Annotated in this window: 20 protein-coding genes and 1 tRNA gene; 8 read left to right on the forward strand and 13 right to left on the reverse strand. The window is 35.6% G+C overall.

Annotated features, from left to right (window positions below):
- Positions 1 to 628 precede the first annotated feature (628 nt).
- The 3 genes from BCR21_RS06080 to BCR21_RS06090 form a co-directional block, all read right to left on the reverse strand.
- Positions 629 to 1,135, reverse strand: coding sequence for a GNAT family N-acetyltransferase (locus BCR21_RS06080; protein WP_069645596.1), 507 nt, complete (start codon positions 1,133 to 1,135; stop codon positions 629 to 631).
- Between the two features lie 136 nt (positions 1,136 to 1,271).
- Complete coding sequence (locus BCR21_RS06085) at positions 1,272 to 1,643, reverse strand: hypothetical protein (protein WP_205684833.1); 372 nt, start codon at positions 1,641 to 1,643, stop codon at positions 1,272 to 1,274.
- Positions 1,644 to 1,707: 64 nt separating this feature from the next.
- Positions 1,708 to 2,076: a CvfD/Ygs/GSP13 family RNA-binding post-transcriptional regulator gene (locus tag BCR21_RS06090; protein ID WP_069645598.1), complete on the reverse strand. Its 369-nt coding sequence runs from the start codon at positions 2,074 to 2,076 to the stop codon at positions 1,708 to 1,710.
- A gap of 198 nt (positions 2,077 to 2,274) precedes the next feature.
- Here BCR21_RS06090 and BCR21_RS06095 point away from each other — a divergent pair, with 198 nt between their 5' ends.
- Positions 2,275 to 3,441 (forward strand): MalY/PatB family protein, encoded by a 1,167-nt coding sequence (locus BCR21_RS06095; protein ID WP_069645599.1) that lies wholly within the window; start codon positions 2,275 to 2,277, stop codon positions 3,439 to 3,441.
- Between the two features lie 65 nt (positions 3,442 to 3,506).
- Here the strand turns inward: BCR21_RS06095 and BCR21_RS06100 are convergent, their stop codons facing one another.
- On the reverse strand, positions 3,507 to 4,094 hold the full coding sequence (locus BCR21_RS06100; protein ID WP_069645600.1) for a peptidylprolyl isomerase: 588 nt from the start codon (positions 4,092 to 4,094) through the stop codon (positions 3,507 to 3,509).
- Positions 4,095 to 4,319: 225 nt separating this feature from the next.
- Between BCR21_RS06100 and BCR21_RS06105 the strand changes: the two genes are divergently transcribed.
- Positions 4,320 to 5,333: an NAD(P)/FAD-dependent oxidoreductase gene (locus tag BCR21_RS06105; RefSeq protein ID WP_069645601.1), complete on the forward strand. Its 1,014-nt coding sequence runs from the start codon at positions 4,320 to 4,322 to the stop codon at positions 5,331 to 5,333.
- A 40-nt stretch (positions 5,334 to 5,373) separates the two neighbouring features.
- On the opposite strand, the gene BCR21_RS06110 is transcribed toward BCR21_RS06105, so the two are convergent.
- Positions 5,374 to 5,616, reverse strand: coding sequence for a DUF1450 domain-containing protein (locus BCR21_RS06110; RefSeq protein ID WP_069645602.1), 243 nt, complete (start codon positions 5,614 to 5,616; stop codon positions 5,374 to 5,376).
- An 85-nt stretch (positions 5,617 to 5,701) separates the two neighbouring features.
- On the opposite strand from BCR21_RS06110, the gene BCR21_RS06115 reads away from it, so the two are divergent.
- Complete coding sequence (locus BCR21_RS06115; RefSeq protein ID WP_069645603.1) at positions 5,702 to 6,208, forward strand: phosphatidylglycerophosphatase A family protein; 507 nt, start codon at positions 5,702 to 5,704, stop codon at positions 6,206 to 6,208.
- Between the two features lie 806 nt (positions 6,209 to 7,014).
- Here BCR21_RS06115 and BCR21_RS06120 read toward each other — a convergent pair.
- From BCR21_RS06120 to BCR21_RS06135, 5 genes are all read right to left on the reverse strand, one after another.
- A complete protein-coding gene (locus BCR21_RS06120; RefSeq protein ID WP_069645604.1) occupies positions 7,015 to 7,887 on the reverse strand; it encodes a hypothetical protein in 873 nt (290 codons plus the stop codon).
- Between the two features lie 176 nt (positions 7,888 to 8,063).
- Positions 8,064 to 8,136, reverse strand: a tRNA-Lys gene (locus tag BCR21_RS06125).
- A 111-nt stretch (positions 8,137 to 8,247) separates the two neighbouring features.
- Positions 8,248 to 8,379, reverse strand: a complete 132-nt coding sequence (locus BCR21_RS16615; protein WP_084013245.1) for a FeoB-associated Cys-rich membrane protein — start codon at positions 8,377 to 8,379, stop codon at positions 8,248 to 8,250.
- Positions 8,380 to 8,383: 4 nt separating this feature from the next.
- Positions 8,384 to 10,537 carry a ferrous iron transport protein B gene (gene feoB / locus BCR21_RS06130; protein WP_069645605.1) on the reverse strand — a complete coding sequence of 718 codons (2,154 nt, stop codon included), beginning with the start codon at positions 10,535 to 10,537 and terminating at the stop codon, positions 8,384 to 8,386.
- Positions 10,538 to 10,540: 3 nt separating this feature from the next.
- Positions 10,541 to 11,008 carry a FeoA family protein gene (locus tag BCR21_RS06135; RefSeq protein WP_069645606.1) on the reverse strand — a complete coding sequence of 156 codons (468 nt, stop codon included), beginning with the start codon at positions 11,006 to 11,008 and terminating at the stop codon, positions 10,541 to 10,543.
- A 465-nt stretch (positions 11,009 to 11,473) separates the two neighbouring features.
- Between BCR21_RS06135 and nrdH the strand changes: the two genes are divergently transcribed.
- The 5 genes from nrdH to BCR21_RS06160 all read left to right on the forward strand — a co-directional run bounded on the left by nrdH (position 11,474) and on the right by BCR21_RS06160 (position 16,412).
- Positions 11,474 to 11,698 (forward strand): glutaredoxin-like protein NrdH, encoded by a 225-nt coding sequence (gene nrdH, locus BCR21_RS06140; RefSeq protein ID WP_010760423.1) that lies wholly within the window; start codon positions 11,474 to 11,476, stop codon positions 11,696 to 11,698.
- A 1-nt stretch (position 11,699) separates the two neighbouring features.
- A complete protein-coding gene (gene nrdI / locus BCR21_RS06145) occupies positions 11,700 to 12,077 on the forward strand; it encodes a class Ib ribonucleoside-diphosphate reductase assembly flavoprotein NrdI (RefSeq protein WP_025871456.1) in 378 nt (125 codons plus the stop codon).
- Positions 12,058 to 14,217, forward strand: coding sequence for a class 1b ribonucleoside-diphosphate reductase subunit alpha (gene nrdE / locus BCR21_RS06150; protein ID WP_069646026.1), 2,160 nt, complete (start codon positions 12,058 to 12,060; stop codon positions 14,215 to 14,217). The genes nrdI and nrdE overlap by 20 nt, the downstream gene beginning before the upstream one ends.
- 242 nt (positions 14,218 to 14,459) lie before the next feature.
- Positions 14,460 to 15,422, forward strand: coding sequence for a class 1b ribonucleoside-diphosphate reductase subunit beta (gene nrdF / locus BCR21_RS06155; protein WP_069645607.1), 963 nt, complete (start codon positions 14,460 to 14,462; stop codon positions 15,420 to 15,422).
- 165 nt (positions 15,423 to 15,587) lie between these two features.
- Positions 15,588 to 16,412 (forward strand): DUF92 domain-containing protein, encoded by an 825-nt coding sequence (locus BCR21_RS06160; protein WP_069645608.1) that lies wholly within the window; start codon positions 15,588 to 15,590, stop codon positions 16,410 to 16,412.
- A 75-nt stretch (positions 16,413 to 16,487) separates the two neighbouring features.
- Here the strand turns inward: BCR21_RS06160 and BCR21_RS06165 are convergent, their stop codons facing one another.
- From BCR21_RS06165 to BCR21_RS06175, 3 genes are all read right to left on the reverse strand, one after another.
- Entirely contained in the window at positions 16,488 to 17,195 is a 708-nt protein-coding gene (locus BCR21_RS06165; RefSeq protein WP_069645609.1) for an MgtC/SapB family protein, read from the reverse strand.
- Between the two features lie 122 nt (positions 17,196 to 17,317).
- Positions 17,318 to 18,019 carry a glucosamine-6-phosphate deaminase gene (gene nagB, locus BCR21_RS06170; protein ID WP_069645610.1) on the reverse strand — a complete coding sequence of 234 codons (702 nt, stop codon included), beginning with the start codon at positions 18,017 to 18,019 and terminating at the stop codon, positions 17,318 to 17,320.
- Between the two features lie 129 nt (positions 18,020 to 18,148).
- Positions 18,149 to 19,258 (reverse strand): LCP family glycopolymer transferase, encoded by a 1,110-nt coding sequence (locus tag BCR21_RS06175; RefSeq protein WP_069645611.1) that lies wholly within the window; start codon positions 19,256 to 19,258, stop codon positions 18,149 to 18,151.
- Positions 19,259 to 19,344 lie beyond the last annotated feature (86 nt).

Here is a 19,344-nt window from a genome sequence, read left to right on the forward strand (position 1 = left end):
ATTGCTTCGCTTTTGTTAAAAATTGTTGTTTGTTTTTACCGTTGTAAAAACAACCTACACATTTGGTTCGTCTTACTTTGTTCAGTTTTCAAAGGTCTACTGTATTACCTCGCAGCAACTTTTATATCATATCAAATCTTCGATTTGATGTCAACACTTTTTTAAAAAAGTTTCAAAGTTTTTTCTGCTTGATGTTATCGAATGTTTCGCGACAACTTCATTAGTTTATCAGGTTACTCGCTGTTTGTCAACAACTTTCTTACTGATTTTTCAAGTTTTTTTAAACCTGAATTGTTATTCTATTTTAGTTAATCGTCATTGTTTCCGATGACAACTTCACTAGTTTATCAGGACTGTTGTTATTTGTCAACAACTATTTCGCTGATTGTCAAAGTTTTTTTCAAACTCAGACTGTTATATTATTCTTATCGTTCAGCGTGTTACATCAGTGCCTTGCGACAAGATATAATATAACAAGTTTTTCTTTATTGGTCAACCATTTTCTCGAAAGAAATTAAAAAGTTTTTTATCTAATTTTATTATTATACATCGTACTTTCGTCTTTATGAGACAAAACTGATTTAGTCCTATTTTTTTTAGCGAAATGCCAATTAATCACGATTGTTTTTTATAATTCATATGAAAATAGTTCGAATTTAATTTCATTCAAATCTTTTGAACTACCAATGTTAATGAAGTCATTTCCTCGATAGAACTGTATTAACTTCTGATTACTAGCTAAACAATCTAGACGTAACTCCGATACTTCATCTCTAAACTTTCGTTTTAACGAACTCAACAATTCTCGCCCATAAGCTTTCCCTCTGTATGCTGGGCGAACAATTATGCGATGAAGGTAACATGCAGATTGATTGAATCCAACATTTTCCCAAAGTAGTTTATCCCACTCAGTCGGAGTTTTCCAAGCAGCTGCCATTCCTACCAATTGATTCTTACTATTATAGAAGAAATAGACTTCTCCTTTGGCAACAGCATCTGCTAATCCATGTCGATCTTCTCCTTGTAAAACATCTGACCATTGATTACTACCTGTTTCTTTCAGCCATTCAGCACTTTCTTTCAATAAGGACATTGCTAGTTGAGTTTCTTCTATTGTCGCTTGTTTTAATTTCATAGTCGTTATCTCCTATCATATTTTATTTAAAAATAGACGGGACAAAACTAGTATATAGTTTTGTCCCGTCTATTTAATCTGGAATAAAAAGGTATAGTGTTGCAGTGTCCTCTTATTCTTATGTATCTATTTAATTTTAAAACATCGGGACTCCTTCAATATCGTAAGAAGCTAATAAAGTTTTTAATTCAGATGGTTTTTCCCATACATATCTATCATCAATAGAAGGAACTACATGATCTTCATTCATTTCAAATACAAATAAAGGCATATTTTCAGCATCTGTATGTGCATTTGTTAACTCGACTAAATTAATTGAAGTAACATCTAGTTGAATCTCTTCTTTGAAAACCTGCAACATACTCGCTAATCCCGTCATATCTTCAGAAACTTTTGCTGTAACAAACGCCATTGACTCACCAACTGGATGAACAAGAAACTTCTTCGAACCATCATTCAGGTTCAGCATAATAGTACCAGCGACTTTTTTGTTAGACAAAACATCCACCTCAATTAATTTTTGTTTTCATGAACTAGGAAAATTGTACCATATTTTCTGAAAAAAAACAGAATTATTTCTCGAGTAGTGCATCCATTGCTTCATCAGTCCAGATAGGAAGCTCTTTTTCCAAAGTTTCAAAGCCAATTTTTTTATTTTTATTCGTGAAATATCTTTTGCGTCGATGGTTTGGCGGCTGTATTTGAGTCTCTAATGTTCTTAAAGACAAACTGATTTTTTTTGAATACTCATCTATATCGATTACTTGGACTTGGACTTTTTGACCAACTGTTAATAAACTATGAATATTTTTGGTGTAGCCCGCTTGTACCTCTGAGACGTGTATCAATCCTTGGACCGTATCACTTAGTGAAACAAAAGCCCCATAAGGCTGTAGACCTGTAATTGTTCCATCAAGGATCATCCCTATTTTGTATTCCATACTATTATCCTCTTTTCATTATTCCCATCAAAATGATTTTCTCATTTAAAATGATATCATGTTCCATTAAAAAGTGCATGAATTTATTTCTACTATTATATTATTAATTCTTTTTGTTCATATTTTATTGAAACTCTATTATACTATAGTTACGTCTTGTTTAACGAAAAATATTTTCATATAGGAAGGAAGAATTGAATGGTAGAATTTGATACAGTCTATGACCGCCGTAATACAAATTGTTCTAAATGGGATTCTATTACAGATACGTATGGAGAAGATGGCTTGTTGCCCTTGTGGATAGCCGATATGGATTTCAAAGCGAACCCACCTGTCCTAAGTGCCTTAAAGAAAACAGCTGAACAAGGTATTTTGGGTTACTCTCCAGCTCCCGATTCATTATACAAAGCCATTCAAAGTTGGCAAAAGCGACATCACGATTATTCAATCAGTAAAGATGCGATTCTTTTTAATAGTGGTGTTGTGCCAAGTCTCTCTTTAGCTATTCAAGCATACTCTGAACCAGGTGATGCTATTTTGATCCACGACCCAGTTTATCCTCCATTTGCTAAAGTTGTTGAACAAAATAACCGTAAACTAATTCGTAGCCAATTGTTAACAGAGCACGGGCACTTTATTATGGATCTGGAAGAGATGGAAAAACAAATCGTTGCTGAAAATGTTCGACTGTTTATCCTTTGTAACCCTCACAATCCAGGCGGACGTGTTTGGACAAAGAGTGAGCTTGAAGCGTTTGGTAAATTATGTGCAAAATATGATGTACTCGTTATCAGTGATGAGATCCATCAAGATTTGATTTTTGCTCCTCATGTATTTACAACATTCTCAAATGTTCATTCGACATTCAAAGATTTCTCTATTACGTTGACAGCTGCGACCAAAACTTTCAACTTAGCTGGTATTAAAAACTCAATGATTTTCATAGAAAATCCTGATCTGCGGAAGCAGTTCGTTGAAGCTCAGGAACGTAATTTTCAGAATGAAATCAATATTTTCGGCTATGTAGGAACAGAGGCTGCTTATCAGAATGGTGATACTTGGTTAAAGGAATTACTCGTTTATCTAACAGAAAATATCGATACGGTTAGTGAGTTCTTAAAAACAGAACTTCCTGAAGTAAAAATGATGCGGCCAGAAGGGACTTACTTGATCTGGTTAGACTTTTCTGCTTTTGGTTTAACTGATGCAAAACTACAAAACCAACTAGTTCATAAAGGTAAAGTCGTACTGAATCCTGGCATCACTTTCGGCCCCAATGGCACACAGCATATGCGCTTAAATGTTGCTTGTCCAAAAGAAACACTCTTAGAGGGTTTGCGTAGAATCAAACATTCTTTTGAATAAGATAAAAAGTGAAGCCTAAACTGATAATCGTTTAAGCTTCACTTTTTTAATTGATCAATATACTTTTATTCGCTGATTTCTACTTTATCGATAACTACATCAAATGTTGGTCGATCTTGAGCGTCTTTTTGCACTCCGCCAATTTCATCTACAACATCCATGCCTTCTACCACATGGCCAAAAACTGTATGACGGAAATCCAACCATGGAGTTCCACCTTTTTTATAGGCTTCAATCACTTCTTCTGGAAAACCCGCACCTTCTAGTTGTCCCATCATGTTTGCTGGAACATTTTGGTTATTAACGATAAAAAATTGGCTACCGTTAGTGTTTGGTCCAGCATTTGCCATTGATAGTGCACCACGCAAATTGAAAACATCTTTAGAAAATTCATCTTCAAATTTTTCGCCATAGATACTTTCGCCACCCATACCTGTTCCAGTAGGATCGCCACCTTGAATCATGAAATCAGGGATGACACGGTGGAAAATCACACCATCGTAATAGCCTTTTTTTGATAGTTGAACAAAGTTTTCAACTGTTTTTGGTGCTTGTTCTGGGAAAAGTTGAACCGTAATATCTCCGCGGTTGGTTTTTATCACAGCTTTAGGGCCTTTTACATTTGTTAAATCTAATTGTGGAAATTCTGACATAGTTATTTCCTCCTCGTTAATTTTTACTTCCTTATAATATCATAAACAACTTCACTTGAAAATTCCATTATCTTTGATACTCTTTAAAGAGAAACTTTTTTTCACAAACTCCCACTTGCTTTTTTCTGTTACAAGTGATATTTTGTGAAAAACGATATACTACATTTTTGGTTTCATTTTATATAGATGAAAACTTTTTTATTATAGAAACTGGAGGAAATTTTGATGTCTGATTCAAAAAACATTTATGATCTAACCATTGTTGGCGCAGGCCCTGTCGGTCTTTTCGCTGCTTTTTATGCAGGGATTCGTAAAGCGAAAACTAAAATTATTGATAGTTTGCCTCAGCTTGGCGGACAGCTGTCTACGCTTTATCCTGAAAAATATATTTATGATGTTCCTGGTTTCCCTGCAATTAAAGCCAGTGAGTTGATTGAAAATCTAGAGAAACAAATCGCGCCATTTGCTCATGAAACGTGTTTAGAAGAAGAAGTGAGAAATCTAGTTCAAGAAGATGGTTACTTGCGCATTGAAACCTCAAAAGGCGTTCACTATTCTAAAGCGGTCATCTTTGCTATCGGAAATGGTTCGTTCCAACCTCGACGTCTAACGATTGATGGCGCAGAGGAACTTGAAGGAAATCATGTTCATTATTACGTTACAGATATGAATAAATTTTCTGGAAAAAAAGTTGCTATAGCTGGTGGCGGTGATTCTGCAATTGATTGGGCTTTGATGTTAGAACCTATTGCAGAAGAAGTGTCGATCATCCATCGTCGTCCTGAGTTTCGCGGACATGAACACAGTGTGGATAATTTAAAAAATTCTGAGGTGTCCATTTATACACCTTACGTTATTGACCAACTGTTAGTCGAGAATGACTCATTCAAAGGGATTCAATTGAAAGAAACAAAAGCAGATAATTTTGAAAAACTTGATTTAGATTCTTTGATCATCAATTATGGCTTTACTTCATCTTTAGGTCACTTAAAGGACTGGGGATTAGATGTTAGTCGAAATGCAATCGAAGTCAACTCAGATATGTCGACAAATATTCCTGGTGTTTACGCCGTTGGTGATATCTGTAATTATGATGGCAAAGTAAAACTGATTGCAACAGGCTTTGGTGAAGCACCGACTGCTGTCAACAATGCCCTTCACTATATTAAACCAGATACAAGGACTCAGCCAATGCATAGTACTAGTTTATTTGAAGGAAAAGAAGCAAAAATGCTTTAAAAAAAATAGAACGTGCCTTTTAACGGCACGTTCTATTTTTTTACCCCATATCTTCCTGCCATAATAGAATGGCTTTTTTTATATTTTCAACCAGCTCTTCTGGTGTGGTACCAGTAATTCGTTCTCCTTCAAACAAAACAAAAAATGTTTGTGCGCAAAGGACACATTCATTCATACAGGAATAAGAGATCACATCACCGTTTTCTTCGATAAATGGGTCATTCAACAACAGCTCTGCACCTTTAGCTAAATTTTGTTCACAACATTCTATTAGTGGGTTCATTGATCTTCTCCTTGCATTTTTCTCTTTAGATAGTATACCATTGATGTATTCTAAGTTTAAAAATGACGCATTGGAGGTTTTTATTTTGGTAATAAAAGGGGAAACATTAGAGCAAAAAGCACGTCAATTATTAAAAGAACGTGGTGTTGAGATGGAGGATTTGGCAGAATTGGTTTTATTTTTACAAAAGCCCTATATTGAAGATCTTGATTTAGCGACTTGTATCGAACATATTGATAGTGTTTTATCAAAACGGGAAGTGCATAATACAATTATTACGGGGATTCAGTTAGATATTTTAGCTGAAGAAAAAAAATTACTTCATCCCTTACAAGAAATTTTAGAAGAAGATGAAGGTCTTTACGGTATTGATGAAATTTTAGCTCTTTCAATCGTTAACGTTTATGGTTCGATTGGTTTTACAAATTACGGCTATATCGATAAAGTAAAACCTGGTATTTTAGCCAAGTTGAACTCTCATGAAGGACCACAAGTTCATACTTTTTTAGATGATATCGTTGGTGCCATTGCAGCGGCGGCGGCTAGTCGTTTAGCTCATTCTCAGCCCGATAAAAGTAGTATTACACAATAAATAAAAAAAGAGCAGAACCTTATCATACCAAGATTATTTGGTAGTTAAACAAAGGGTTCTGTTCCTTTTTATATTTTTAACGGCGTTTCAATTGCGTCTGACGTAATTCTTCTATTATAATAAGTTTAAAGTATACGACATATTCCTATACTTATGTTTAAAGCTACCACTATAGGCAAAAAAGAGTTTCTTCTGATTTTAAATGAGCACATTTTTTCAGTCGTTGATTTTCTTCCCCAATAGATAAATCAAATGCCTATAGTGGTAAACTTTATTCAACATACCCCAAATCGTTAAATCATACTTACCTCCAATATATATGTACGATCAACAAGGATATCTAAAAGAAGAGATAGAAGTGAAAAATAAAAAACGGTATCAGAATTCCTTCCAATACCGTTGTATCGTTCAATAAGTAAACGCTGGCATGTTCATTATCTCGTGTATTTTTAGGGGTAGATATTTTCCTAAAAATTGAGTACAATAAATCATGTCAGTGCTTTTGCATTGACGAGGGCAACTTGATCGGTCAGTGTCTGCTGACTTTTCAGGGCTTCATAGTTTGGCGGCCACCAAACTGTGAAGTGCCTTTTTTTATTTTATTATTTCACTTCTATCATGTACTCATTGTACAAGATGAGTGAATGTTTCGTCAATGCTGATTCTGCTTTATTTTTTCCTTGAAAATCAATCTTTCTTTAAACAAATAATAGGCACAAGGCTTTCCTCATTATTTTTTGATTAGTAGAAATTCCTATTAACCCAATAATACTTCTTTTGTTTTCGTTAGAAAATAATTATTAGGATCATTGATTTGTCGATACAGTCATCTTGAGTGCTTGTAGGGCATCGAAGTGTTGAATCGTGTAAACTGTGGTCCCTTTTTGCCAAACAACTGAATTATTTTGGTAGCTATCGCTTATACTAGCTGTTAAAGAAATCTGCCCCACGTTTTGAGGAGCTGGGAGCATTGCTGTTTCTAAATAAGCAACGGATTCTTTAGCTAACGGTTCAGCAACTTCTCCACCAATATTTGATGCTCTAACGACCATACTCCAATTTCCTTCTTGCCATGTTAAGAAACTAGAACCTGCGGCACCTTGTTGATAACCTGTAATTCCATAACCTAAATCGATTTTTCTTCCACCATTATCAATAATTTGATTCACAGCACCAGCAGCTTCATCATTGGAACCATAAGATTTTTTTTCGAATGAAGCAATGGGTTGTAAGTCATTGACTGCAAGATTATTGACCGTAATTCCATGATCTTCAGCATAATATAAGATTCTGAAATTCCCTTGATCAGCAGCACTTGTCGTTGCTGCTGTCAAATACTCAGCTGTTTGGCTTGTTAATATCGCTTGTGGTAATTGGTTGTTTGGAAAATCTTTATTTAACTGATTTAAAACAGCGTCTGCCTGTTTTGCAGGTGTATTATTATCTGATTTCACAGCAGATTGGCTTTCGCTTGTCTTTGTTTCTGATGAAGACGGTTTTGTTGAGCTTTGGCTGGTACTAGATTTTGTAGTAGTTTTACTGGTTGTAGTGGTGGTTTGGCTGGTTTTTTCAGTACTTTTAGCTGTAGTTGAACTTTCAACAGTCTTGCCTTTTCCTCCACAAGCAGCTAGCGTTAATCCTGCTAGTAATATAAATGAATAGATAAATTTCTTTTTCATTCTTTTCCCCTCCTAGATGTTTCTTTTATTTAGTTTATCATTAAATAACGGAATACTCACTTCATATGATTATTACAAAGAACAAATCAAAATAAACAAAAAAGAGAATGCATATTCCATCTTCTAAACGTCCGAAGACGCCGACAGAATACCATTCTCGTGGGTTTGGCACCCAATGGGTCGTAAGGGGCTCGAACCCATGACCCGCTGATTAAGAGTCAGCTGCTCTACCAACTGAGCTAACGACCCAAATAATTAGTACTTAAATATTGTAGCACTTGAAAGTTGTTTATTCAAGAGGAAACATCAGGCACAACGAAATAAATTACGTTCGTTTTATCTCGTTGTATCTGACCTTTTCTACTTCCCTTGTTCTTTTTTTACGGGGCAAGTCGTATGACAATCATCACAGCTCTTCCCTTTTTTGATTCGAGAATAGACAACATATCCAGCTGCGCCAAAAATCAATACCGCCAAAATAAACGTTGCCATGTTCTTACCCTCTTTCTAAAGTTACCAATGTGATAACTGGTTCTTCTTTTACTTTTGGTTTTCTAACTAAATAATAGCCCATGATGATCAATAACAGTGTGGCAATCATTATCCCCGCACCGACTTGACCGTTCTCAAAAATAACGTGTCCAAATTGATAGATAATAAAACTAACAACATAAGCTAAACCACACTGATACCCGATCGCACCCCAGGTCCATTTCCAGTCGCCCATCTCTCTGCGAATTGCGCCAATCGCTGCAAAACATGGCGCACACAGCAAATTAAATACTAAAAATGAATAGGCCGCAACTGGTGTAAATGCACCTTGCAACGCAGACCAAACTTCCACACCATCCTCAGATACTTCACCTACATGTCCAAACAAAATACCAAATGTGCCAATCACATTTTCTTTTGCAACTAAACCAGTAATTGTAGCAACCGCTCCTTGCCAAGTTCCCCAACCAAGTGGTGCGAACAGTGGTGCAATAACTTTACCTAAATTTGCCAAAATACTTTGATCTTCAGCTGCTTCTTGTAAAGTAAATGTATACGTAGATGTAAACCAAATAATGATACTCATCACGAAAATAATCGTTCCCGCTTTTTTAACAAAGGATTTACTACGATCATACGCATGACGGAGAACACCGCGCAATTGCGGCATATGATAGGATGGTAATTCCATAATAAACGGAGCTGGATCTCCTGAAAATGAACGTGTCTTCTTCAATGCGATGCCCGATAATACAATTGCGGCTATCCCAATAAAATATGCGGATGGTGAAACCCAACTACTTTTCGGGAAAAAGGCTCCAGCAATCAAGGCGATAATCGGCAATTTTGCTGAACATGGCATAAATGTTGTAACCATGATCGTCATCTTACGGTCTTTTTCGTTTTCGATCGTACGGCTGGCCATGACACCTGGCACCCCACAACCTGTCGCAATCAACATCGGAATAAACGATTTACCTGACAGCCCAAATTTTCTAAACAAACGATCCATGACAAAGGCGATTCTTGACATATACCCGCAATCTTCCAAGAAACCTAAACATAAGAATAAAACAGCTAACTGCGGCAAGAAACCTAGTACAGCTCCAACGCCAGCAATGATTCCATCTAAAATCAAACTTTGCATCCACGGCGCTACTTGCCAATTAGCTAATAGATTTTCAACGGTATTTGGTACAAGACTTCCAAACAACTCGTCATTGATCCAGTCTGTTCCCATCGTTCCGACTGTTTGAATCGCTAAGTAATAAACAAACCACATAATCACAGCAAAAATAGGTAAAGCTAGCCAGCGATTCGTCACGACTCGATCGATTTTATCACTTGCACTAAATGTAATTTCATTTTTCTCGATTGAACAAAGAGCCGTTAAACGAGTAATAAATTCATATCGTTCATTAATGACGATCGATTCACTATCATCACCAAAGATTTGTTCTGTGATCTTAATAATTTCTTCTATTTCATTTTGCTGTAGTGTACTCAATTCTAGCTCTTTGCGGACTCTAGCATCTCTTTCAAACAATTTGATACTGTACCAACGAGTTTGTTTCTCCAAAACACTATTCCCTAAAACATCCATGATTTCATTTAATGCTGCTTCTAAACGATTATCATAAGTCGGATAGTTAAATTCTGGAGGAAAGACTTCTGTTGCTTTAACTGCTTTTTTTACTAAATCATCAAGTCCACGATTTTTTAAAGCACTGACACCTAATACATCTACACCTAAACCATAAGATAGTTTTTCAATATTGATTTTTTTTCCAGTTTTATCTAAAATATCCATCATATTCAACCCGACCACAACAGGAATCCCAGTCTCCATCAATTGAGTCGTCAAATACAAGTTCCGTTCTAGATTTGTAGCATCAACGATGTTTACAATGACATCTGGACTACCACTAAGTAAATAGTCTCTGGCCACCACCTCTTCTGGTGTATACGGAGAAAGAGAATAAATACCTGGCAAATCCTGAATCGTTATCTGCTTATTTTTTTTCAGTTTACCTTCTTTTCGTTCAACCGTAACGCCCGGCCAATTCCCCACATATTGATTGGCACCTGTCAGTGCATTAAACGCCGTTGTCTTCCCACTATTCGGATTTCCTGTCAGAGCAATATGTTGTTCTTTCATTCCTTATCCTTCTTTCTGTACCAAGACTAGTTCTGCTTCGTTTTTTCTTAGTGTCAGTTCGTACCCACGAAGATTGATTTCAATTGGGTCTCCTAAAGGTGCCATTTTCCTAACAAGAAGATCCACACCTTTTGTCAGCCCCATATCCATCAATCGTCTTTTAACAGCTCCTTGCCCATGAATCCCAATGACACGAGCTTTTTCACCTACTGTTAACTTATCTAGAGATAGCCAATTTTCTTCATCCATACTTTTTTCTACTATTGTAATCTGTTTCAGCACAGATAGATTAATCGCAATTCGGCTATTATGCAGCAAAACAATTCCATTCTCACTAGAATAATTCACCAAGACAACTTTCCCACCTGGGACAAGACCAAGATTATTCAAATGTTTCTTTGCAAAACCTTCTGCCTGAATCTCTTCGATTGTATAAACCTTATTCAACTTTGCTTGTGCCAATGTCAACATTTGGTGGTCCTCCCTATTTTAAAAGTGCTCGCTCATGTATACTTAAACTTTTTCTTCAGCATGTGAAAAAGTTTCATCTAAATTACCATTGATATTGATAATCGTTCTCATTAAGTATACCCGTTTGTGATACTTAAATCAATCTCCTTTCTACCTATAGTAAGAAAATATTTTCCAGCCAAAGTCAGTCCTATTCTTTTAGTGTGTCTTACATCGACTTACCACTATATCTTGTGCTTTGCCAATTAAAATTTCCAATTCAAAATTTAATAAATTTCTTTTTTAAGCACGAAAATGGTCATAAAAGTCGCTCAAATCTAGAGAATACGTGTTTTCATATTTCTTTCAAAAACACAAAACATGGTATTACATCGAAAAACAACCACAATATGTAGTGCCTAAGTGTTGACTTTTTCCCTGAGAGATTTATACTAGTGAAGTAAACTAATTGAGGGGGAATTAAAAATGAACGTAAAAATCTTTTCTAAAAATAATTGTATCCAATGTAAAATGGCAAAACGCTTTTTGAGCGAGAATAATATAGCATTTGAAGAAGTAAATATCGATATCCAACCAGACGCAATCGATTGGTTAAAAGAACAAGGATTCCAAAGTGTTCCGGTTATCACTTCTGATGCTACAACTGTTGTAGGATTCCGTCCTGATCAATTAAAACAATTGGCTAGCTAAAATGAAAATTGTTTATTTTTCAGTTACCGGACAAACCAGACGCTTCATTAAAAAATTGGATTTAGCAGCTTGCGAAATTGAGCCTGCGAATCCTTTTTTTGAGATAAATGAGCCTTTTGTCCTAGTTGTTCCTACTTATGACCAAGAAATCACTGAAGTAGTGAACGATTTTCTTGATTACAAAAGCAATCGAGAATACTTACAAGGCGTTGCTGGAGGCGGAAACCTCAATTTCGCAGAATTATATGTATATACAGCCAAAGACATAGCACGTGATTACAACGTTCCAATGCTTTTTGCTTTTGAATTTAGCGGTACGAACGAAGACGTGGAATCCTTTAAGAAAGTAGTGAATGAACTTGAGTCTAAAAGAAATTAAAGATGTTAGCTATTTTAAGCTGAATAATGAGATCAACCGTCCTGTTGACGGACAAATTCCTTTACATAAGGATAAAGAAGCATTGGAAGCTTTCTTCAAAGAAAATGTCCTTCCTAATACAAGAACCTTCAATACTATAGAAGAAAAAATCAAATACTTAATAGACAACGATTATTTAGAAACAGCATTTATCGAAAAATATTCTATGGCTTTTATTGAACAATTATATACATTTCTTGATGAGCAAAATTTCGAGTTCAAATCATTTATGGCAGCTTACAAGTTTTATTCACAATATGCACTTAAAAACAATGAAGGTACAGAATACTTAGAAAGCTATGAAGATCGTGTGGCTTTCAATGCATTGTATTTTGCTGATGGCAACGAAGAATTGGCTTTAGTTTTAGCTGATGAAATGATCCACCAACGTTACCAACCTGCGACACCTTCTTTCTTAAATGCTGGACGTAAACGTCGTGGTGAGCTTGTTTCTTGTTTCTTGATCCAAGTGACAGATGATATGAACAGCATCGGCCGTTCGATCAACTCTGCTTTACAATTATCACGTATTGGCGGCGGTGTGGGTATCACATTAGCAAACTTACGTGAAGCTGGAGCACCGATCAAAGGCTACGAAGGCGCTGCTAGTGGCGTGGTTCCTGTTATGAAATTGTTCGAAGATAGCTTTAGCTATTCTAATCAATTAGGTCAACGTCAAGGTGCTGGAGTTGTTTACCTAAACGTTTTCCACCCAGATATTGAAATGTTCCTTTCAACGAAAAAAGAAAATGCGGATGAAAAAGTTCGTGTGAAGACTTTATCTTTAGGTGTCGTTGTTCCTGATAAGTTTTATGAGTTAGCTCGTAATAATGAAGATATGTACTTATTCAGCCCTTATAGTGTAGAACGTGAGTATGGCGTGCCTTTCTCTTACGTTGATATTACCAAGGAATACGATAATCTAGTGGCTAATCCTAAAATTCGTAAACGTAAAATCAAAGCACGTAATCTAGAAAATGAAATTTCTAAATTACAACAAGAATCTGGCTACCCATATATCATCAATATCGATACAGCTAACAGAAGCAATCCTGCATATGGCAAAATCATTATGAGTAACTTATGTTCAGAAATCCTACAAGTTCAAACACCTTCTGTTTTAAATGGCAAACAAGAATATGAAACACTTGGTACAGATATCAGCTGTAACTTAGGTTCAACAAATATCGTCAACTTGATGGACAGTCCTGATTTTGGTAAATCTGTTCGTGCAATGACACGCGCATTAACTTTTGTTACTGATGCTTCAGATATCGATGTCGTTCCTTCTATTCAAAACGGAAATAGATTAAGTCATACAATTGGACTTGGCGCGATGGGTCTGCATACATTCTTTGCTAAAAACCATATGGAATATGGCTCTAAAGACTCACTTGATTTTACCAATGTTTACTTTACTTTATTAAACTACTGGACTTTAGTAGAAAGTAATAACATTGCAAAACAATACAACGAAACATTCCATAATTTTGAAAAATCTGATTATGCTAATGGTTCATATTTCGATAAATATATTGAAGGAGATTTCACTCCTCAATCAGATAAAGTCAAAGAAATCTTTAAAGATATTTTTGTTCCAACTTCTGAAGACTGGGCAAACTTACGTGATGCAGTGAAAAACGACGGATTGTACCACCAAAATCGTTTAGCTGTAGCACCTAATGGTTCTATTTCTTATATCAATGATACAAGTGCTAGTATCCACCCAATCACTCGTATTATCGAAGAGCGCCAAGAAAAGAAAATCGGTAAAATTTACTACCCTGCTCCTCATCTAGCAAATGATACGATTCCTTATTACACATCTGCTTATGACATGGATATGCGTAAAGTAATCGATGTCTATGCAACAGCACAACAACATGTGGATCAAGGAATGAGTTTGACATTGTTTATGCGTTCTGAAATTCCAGAAGGTTTATACGAATGGAAAGATTCACCAAAACAAACAACACGTGATCTGAATATTTTACGCCACTATGCTTTCCATAAAGGCGTTAAATCGATTTATTACGTACGAACGTTTACAGATGATGCTGAAGAGATTGGTAGTAACCAATGTGAAAGCTGTGTGATCTAGAAAAGCGGAACAGGCTCACCTAGCTCTTGAGCAAGCTAGATCAATGAACAGCGGAACGAACTCGTCAAGCTCTGACTGAAAAATAGTGAAAAAGGATTGTGATGCTCCTTATCACTAGCCTTTTTCATCTTTTTTCCAAAGAGCTAGTTCATGAAGCTGGATCAACAGAACAAGGCGCCCTCTGGTCGCCTTATTCTATGATTTACTGTATTTTATTGTAAAGGTAATGAGGAGGAAAATACATGGCAAGATATTATGAAGCAATAAACTGGAACGCCATCGAAGACGTGATCGATAAATCAACTTGGGAAAAACTAACAGAACAATTTTGGTTAGATACTCGTATCCCTTTATCAAATGATCTAGATGACTGGAGAACTCTTTCAGACCTCGAAAAAACAACGGTAGGCTACGTTTTTGGCGGTTTGACATTGTTAGATACTGTTCAGTCTGAAAGTGGTATGGAGCAGTTAAGAAATGATGTCCGCACACCACATGAAGAAGCGGTTTTAAACAATATCCAATTTATGGAATCTGTTCACGCTAAAAGCTACTCATCGATCTTCAGTACATTAAACACTAAAAAAGAAATCGATGATATCTTTGAATGGACAAATACAAATGTTTATTTGCAAACAAAAGCAGAAAAAATCAATGAAATTTATAAAAACTGTACACCATTAGAAAAGAAAGTGGCGAGCGTATTTTTAGAAACGTTCTTATTCTATTCTGGTTTTTATACGCCTCTTTATTATTTAGGAAATAACAAACTAGCAAACGTTGCTGAAATCATCAAATTGATTATTCGTGATGAGTCTGTTCATGGGACTTACATTGGATACAAATTCCAATTAGGATTCAATGAATTATCTGAAACAGAACAAAATGAAATGAAAGATTGGATGTACAACCTTCTTTATGAGTTGTATGAAAATGAAGAACGTTATACTGAAGAATTATATGATGGTTTAGGCTGGACTGAAGAAGTGAAAACCTTCTTACGTTATAACGCTAACAAAGCCTTGATGAACCTTGGTATGGATCCATTATTCGCTGATACAGCAAATGATGTTAACCCAATTGTTATGAATGGTATTTCTACTGGAACAAGCAATCACGATTTCTTCTCTCAAGTCGGTAATGGTTACCTATTAGGAACTGTTGAAGCGATGAAAGATGACGATTATTTGATTGGTATGGAATAATTCTTTCTAAAATAAGTCTAGGATAAAACTTCTTGAGTTTTCATCTTAGACTTATTTTTTTCCTAGACAGTTTGAATTTCTCGCTTTAATATTAATGGGCTTTCCATGATATACTTAATCTATTCACAACGCTTTTACTAAAGCAATTATTTTATGAGGTGTACCATGACTATTTTATTATATAAATTACTGTTAGGCTTAATTGTAGGAAGCATAATTGCTCTGTTTTCTTATATCGCTCGTCTACTTACAACATCTGGAGCACTTGCTTTAATCTTTGTTGCTACAGTTGTTTGTGGTTTTGGATCATGGCCAACTTGGGGATTACTTATTTTATTTTTCGCAAGTTCAGGATGTATTCATTTGGTAAAAAAAAGGATAAACGTGACTAAAACTAAATCACTTGTTCAAAAAGATCATACAAGAGATGCTTGGCAAGTACTTGCTAATAGTCTTCCAGCAATTACTTCTTTAATTCTTTTCTATTACACAGAAAACCAATTATTCTTGATTGGTTATGTTAGCGGAATTGCTGGAGCAACTGCTGATACATGGGGCTCTGAGATCGGAATTTTAAGTAAGAGCGTTCCTCGTTCTATTATGTCATTTAAACAGATTGAACCTGGATTGTCCGGTGGTGTATCTATGCTTGGAAGTGTTGCTTCTTTCTTTGGTAGCCTATTGATTTCAGTCGTTTTCTGGCTAGTTTATAGTTGGTATCCTATTTTTCAGCTTCCAACTAGTTTATTCGTTATCGTCCCTCTTATTTGTGGTGTTTTTAATTCTCTTGTGGATAGTTTATTAGGTGCAACACTTCAAACAAAATACCGTTGTCCTATCTGTGATCAAATAACAGAACAAAAACAACATCATCTAAAACAAACGAAACAGATCAGTGGACTCTCATGGATGACAAATGATTGGGTCAATTTTTTTAGTGGTTGTTTGACTGTTTTATCAAGTTGGATCCTTATTTTTTATCTACAATAATCGCTATACTAAAAAAGAAGGTTTCCTCGATGCTATTTCAAGGGACCTTCTTTTAGTCATTCTCATAAAAATAGATTAGATACTTACCAAACGCAGCTTAGTTATATTTTTATAAATCGATAAATCTTCTATAACTTCAGCATAGGTCATTCCTTTTGGCAAATCAATCGTATAAATATTCGTATAAATTTGCGTATCTTGAGCTAATACCATATTAAAATTTACATCTTCGATTTCGATTTTATGTTCTTCAAAATACTGGTTGATAAATTCTTTCGTTTCCTGTTTGTGTATATAGCGAATCTCTAATTTTTTTGTTGTCGGAACGTGGATTACTTTTTTTACCAATGTCAAGGCGATGAATACACCGATAAAACTAGTGATGGCAATTGCATAGTAACCCATGCCAATCGCAATTCCAAGTCCTGCGATAGCCCATAATGAAGCCGCTGTGGTCAACCCTGTTACTGACTGTTTCGTCACAATAATCGTTCCCGCACCTAAAAAACCAATTCCACTAACTACTTGAGCAATCAGGCGAGCCTGATCTGATCGAATCACGCCAGACAATTCTGGATGATTTATCGCATCGTTCAAGGCATTTGCAGCAATTTCAACTTGAATCAATGCGATAATCGTAGCCCCCATACAAACTAGAATATGCGTCCGCATACCAGCTGGTCGATTTTTATATTGCCGCTCAAATCCAATCACCCCACCAATTAGCATTGCCAAACATAAGCGTATGATAATTTCAGGAACCGTTAAATCGATATTTGTCATACTCATTCCTCCTATTGCTCTTCTACTTCATTATATCACTAATTTAAATTAAGAGAATAATGTTCATTTTTATAAAAAAATAGTGTGACCGAAGCAGCTAGCCCTGATCACACATTTGATTCTTATAATTTACTTGCTGCAGCCTCATCAATGATGACAACAACATCTGAATGATTTTTCAAAGCACTTGCTGGTAAATCAACAGAAACAGCTCCATCGATCATTCCTTTGATCGCATCGGCTTTCGCTTCACCATATGCCATTAAAATCATTTTTTTACCTTTCATGATTGAACCGATTCCCATTGAAACAGCTCTTGTTGGCACGTCTTCTACTTTTTCAAAATTACGTTTGTTCGCATTGATCGTAGATTCTGTTAATTCAACTACATGAGTTAGACTATCTAAAGGAGTTCCTGGTTCGTTGAAACCAATATGTCCATTTTGACCAATACCTAAGATTTGGATATCGATTGGATTGCTGTCGATAATACTTTCGTAATGCTTACATTCAGCAGCTAAATCTTCAGCTTTTCCGTTTGGTACGTATGTGTTTTTAAACGGTTTTTTATTGAATAATTGATCATTCATAAAGTAACGGTAACTTTGATCATCGTCTCCACCTAAACCAACATATTCATCCAAATTTACAGAAGTCATATCTGTAAAATCTAAATCACTTGCAGTCATTTCTTTGTATAATGTCTCAGGTGTACTTCCTGTCGCAAGACCTAAAACTTTTGCACCATTGTTCATGCCTTCTTTAATGAGTTCAAATGCTTTCTTTCCGCCTTCTTCTGCGTTCGCTACTTTGATAATTTCCATTGAATATTGCTCCCTTTTGTTCAAATTTGGTATAGTCCAATTATAACACCCTATAAAAAAGATTTCTAGTCTAAAGTGGATATAAAATAAAAAAACTTCTATTCTCTTTCGAGAACAGAAGTTTTTTTATTAATAACCACCTGAATATTGTCCTTCATCTGCCACATTTTGGTCTGTATAAGAATTCGGATCAACATTTGCTGCATCTTGAGCATAGTCATAATTATTAGCAGTGTCTGAACTTCCATAAGAGCCAGTCACATTACCGCCAACATAATTATTATAGTTACTATTATCTTTTGCTTGCATATCTTTATTTTCAGGCAAACCTAATTGAGCCCGTAAATTTGTTTGAACATCATATAATTTGGTTGGATCTAAAATTTGATAATAGATGCCACCAATCTCTTGCCCTTCACCTTCTAATTGTAAAGAATCAATATCTTTAAAAGCGGGCATATATTTCTTCTGAATATCTACCATATTATCCCAAGTTAAATCTGTCTTCACATTCTCTTTGACTGCATCTAAAATCTTTCTGTATTTAGAAACGCCATCTAAACTGATGACTTTATTAACAATTTTTTCAACAACTTCTCTTTGACGGCGTTGACGTCCAATATCGCCTTCTGGATCTTCTTCACGCATCCTCGCATAGGCTAAACCAGTCTCGCTGTCAAGCTTGATGTGACCTTTAGGAACCGTAATACCATCTAACGTAAATTCAAATGGATTATCCACTTCAATACCGCCTACAGCATCAATTAAATCCTTCATACCTTTCATATTGATCGATACGTAATTGTCGATTGGTATATCTAATAAATTCTCAACCGTATCAATCGCCATTTTTGCACCGCCAAAAGCGTAGGCGTGATTCAACTTATCTTCTGTGCCATATCCAACGATATTAGTTAAAATATCCCGATCCAAACTAATCATTGTAGATTTTTTTTCTTTAGGATTAATCGTAACCACCATTGTCGTGTCAGAACGACCTTGTTCTGTCCGTCCCAAATCACCAGTATCAATTCCCATCAGTAAAACTGAAAAAGGTTCTTGTGCATCAATATTCACAGCCGCATCTCTTCTTTTAGAAGTCCGGTCGATTGATTCATACACACCTTTTACTGTACCAGATGCATCAGAATACATTTTAATCCCATATGCGCAGAAACCTGCAACTGAAACAAGAACTAATCCTAAAGCGGTTAATATTACTTTTTTCCATAACTTCATAAGACACTTCCTCATTTTTGCAAGAATAATTCATGAAACCTATTTTCTCACAATTTGAACCAAGCCGCAACTTTTTTGGGGAATTG

The organism is Enterococcus ureasiticus (assembly GCF_001730285.1).
In the GTDB taxonomy this organism is placed as follows: domain Bacteria; phylum Bacillota; class Bacilli; order Lactobacillales; family Enterococcaceae; genus Enterococcus_L; species Enterococcus_L ureasiticus.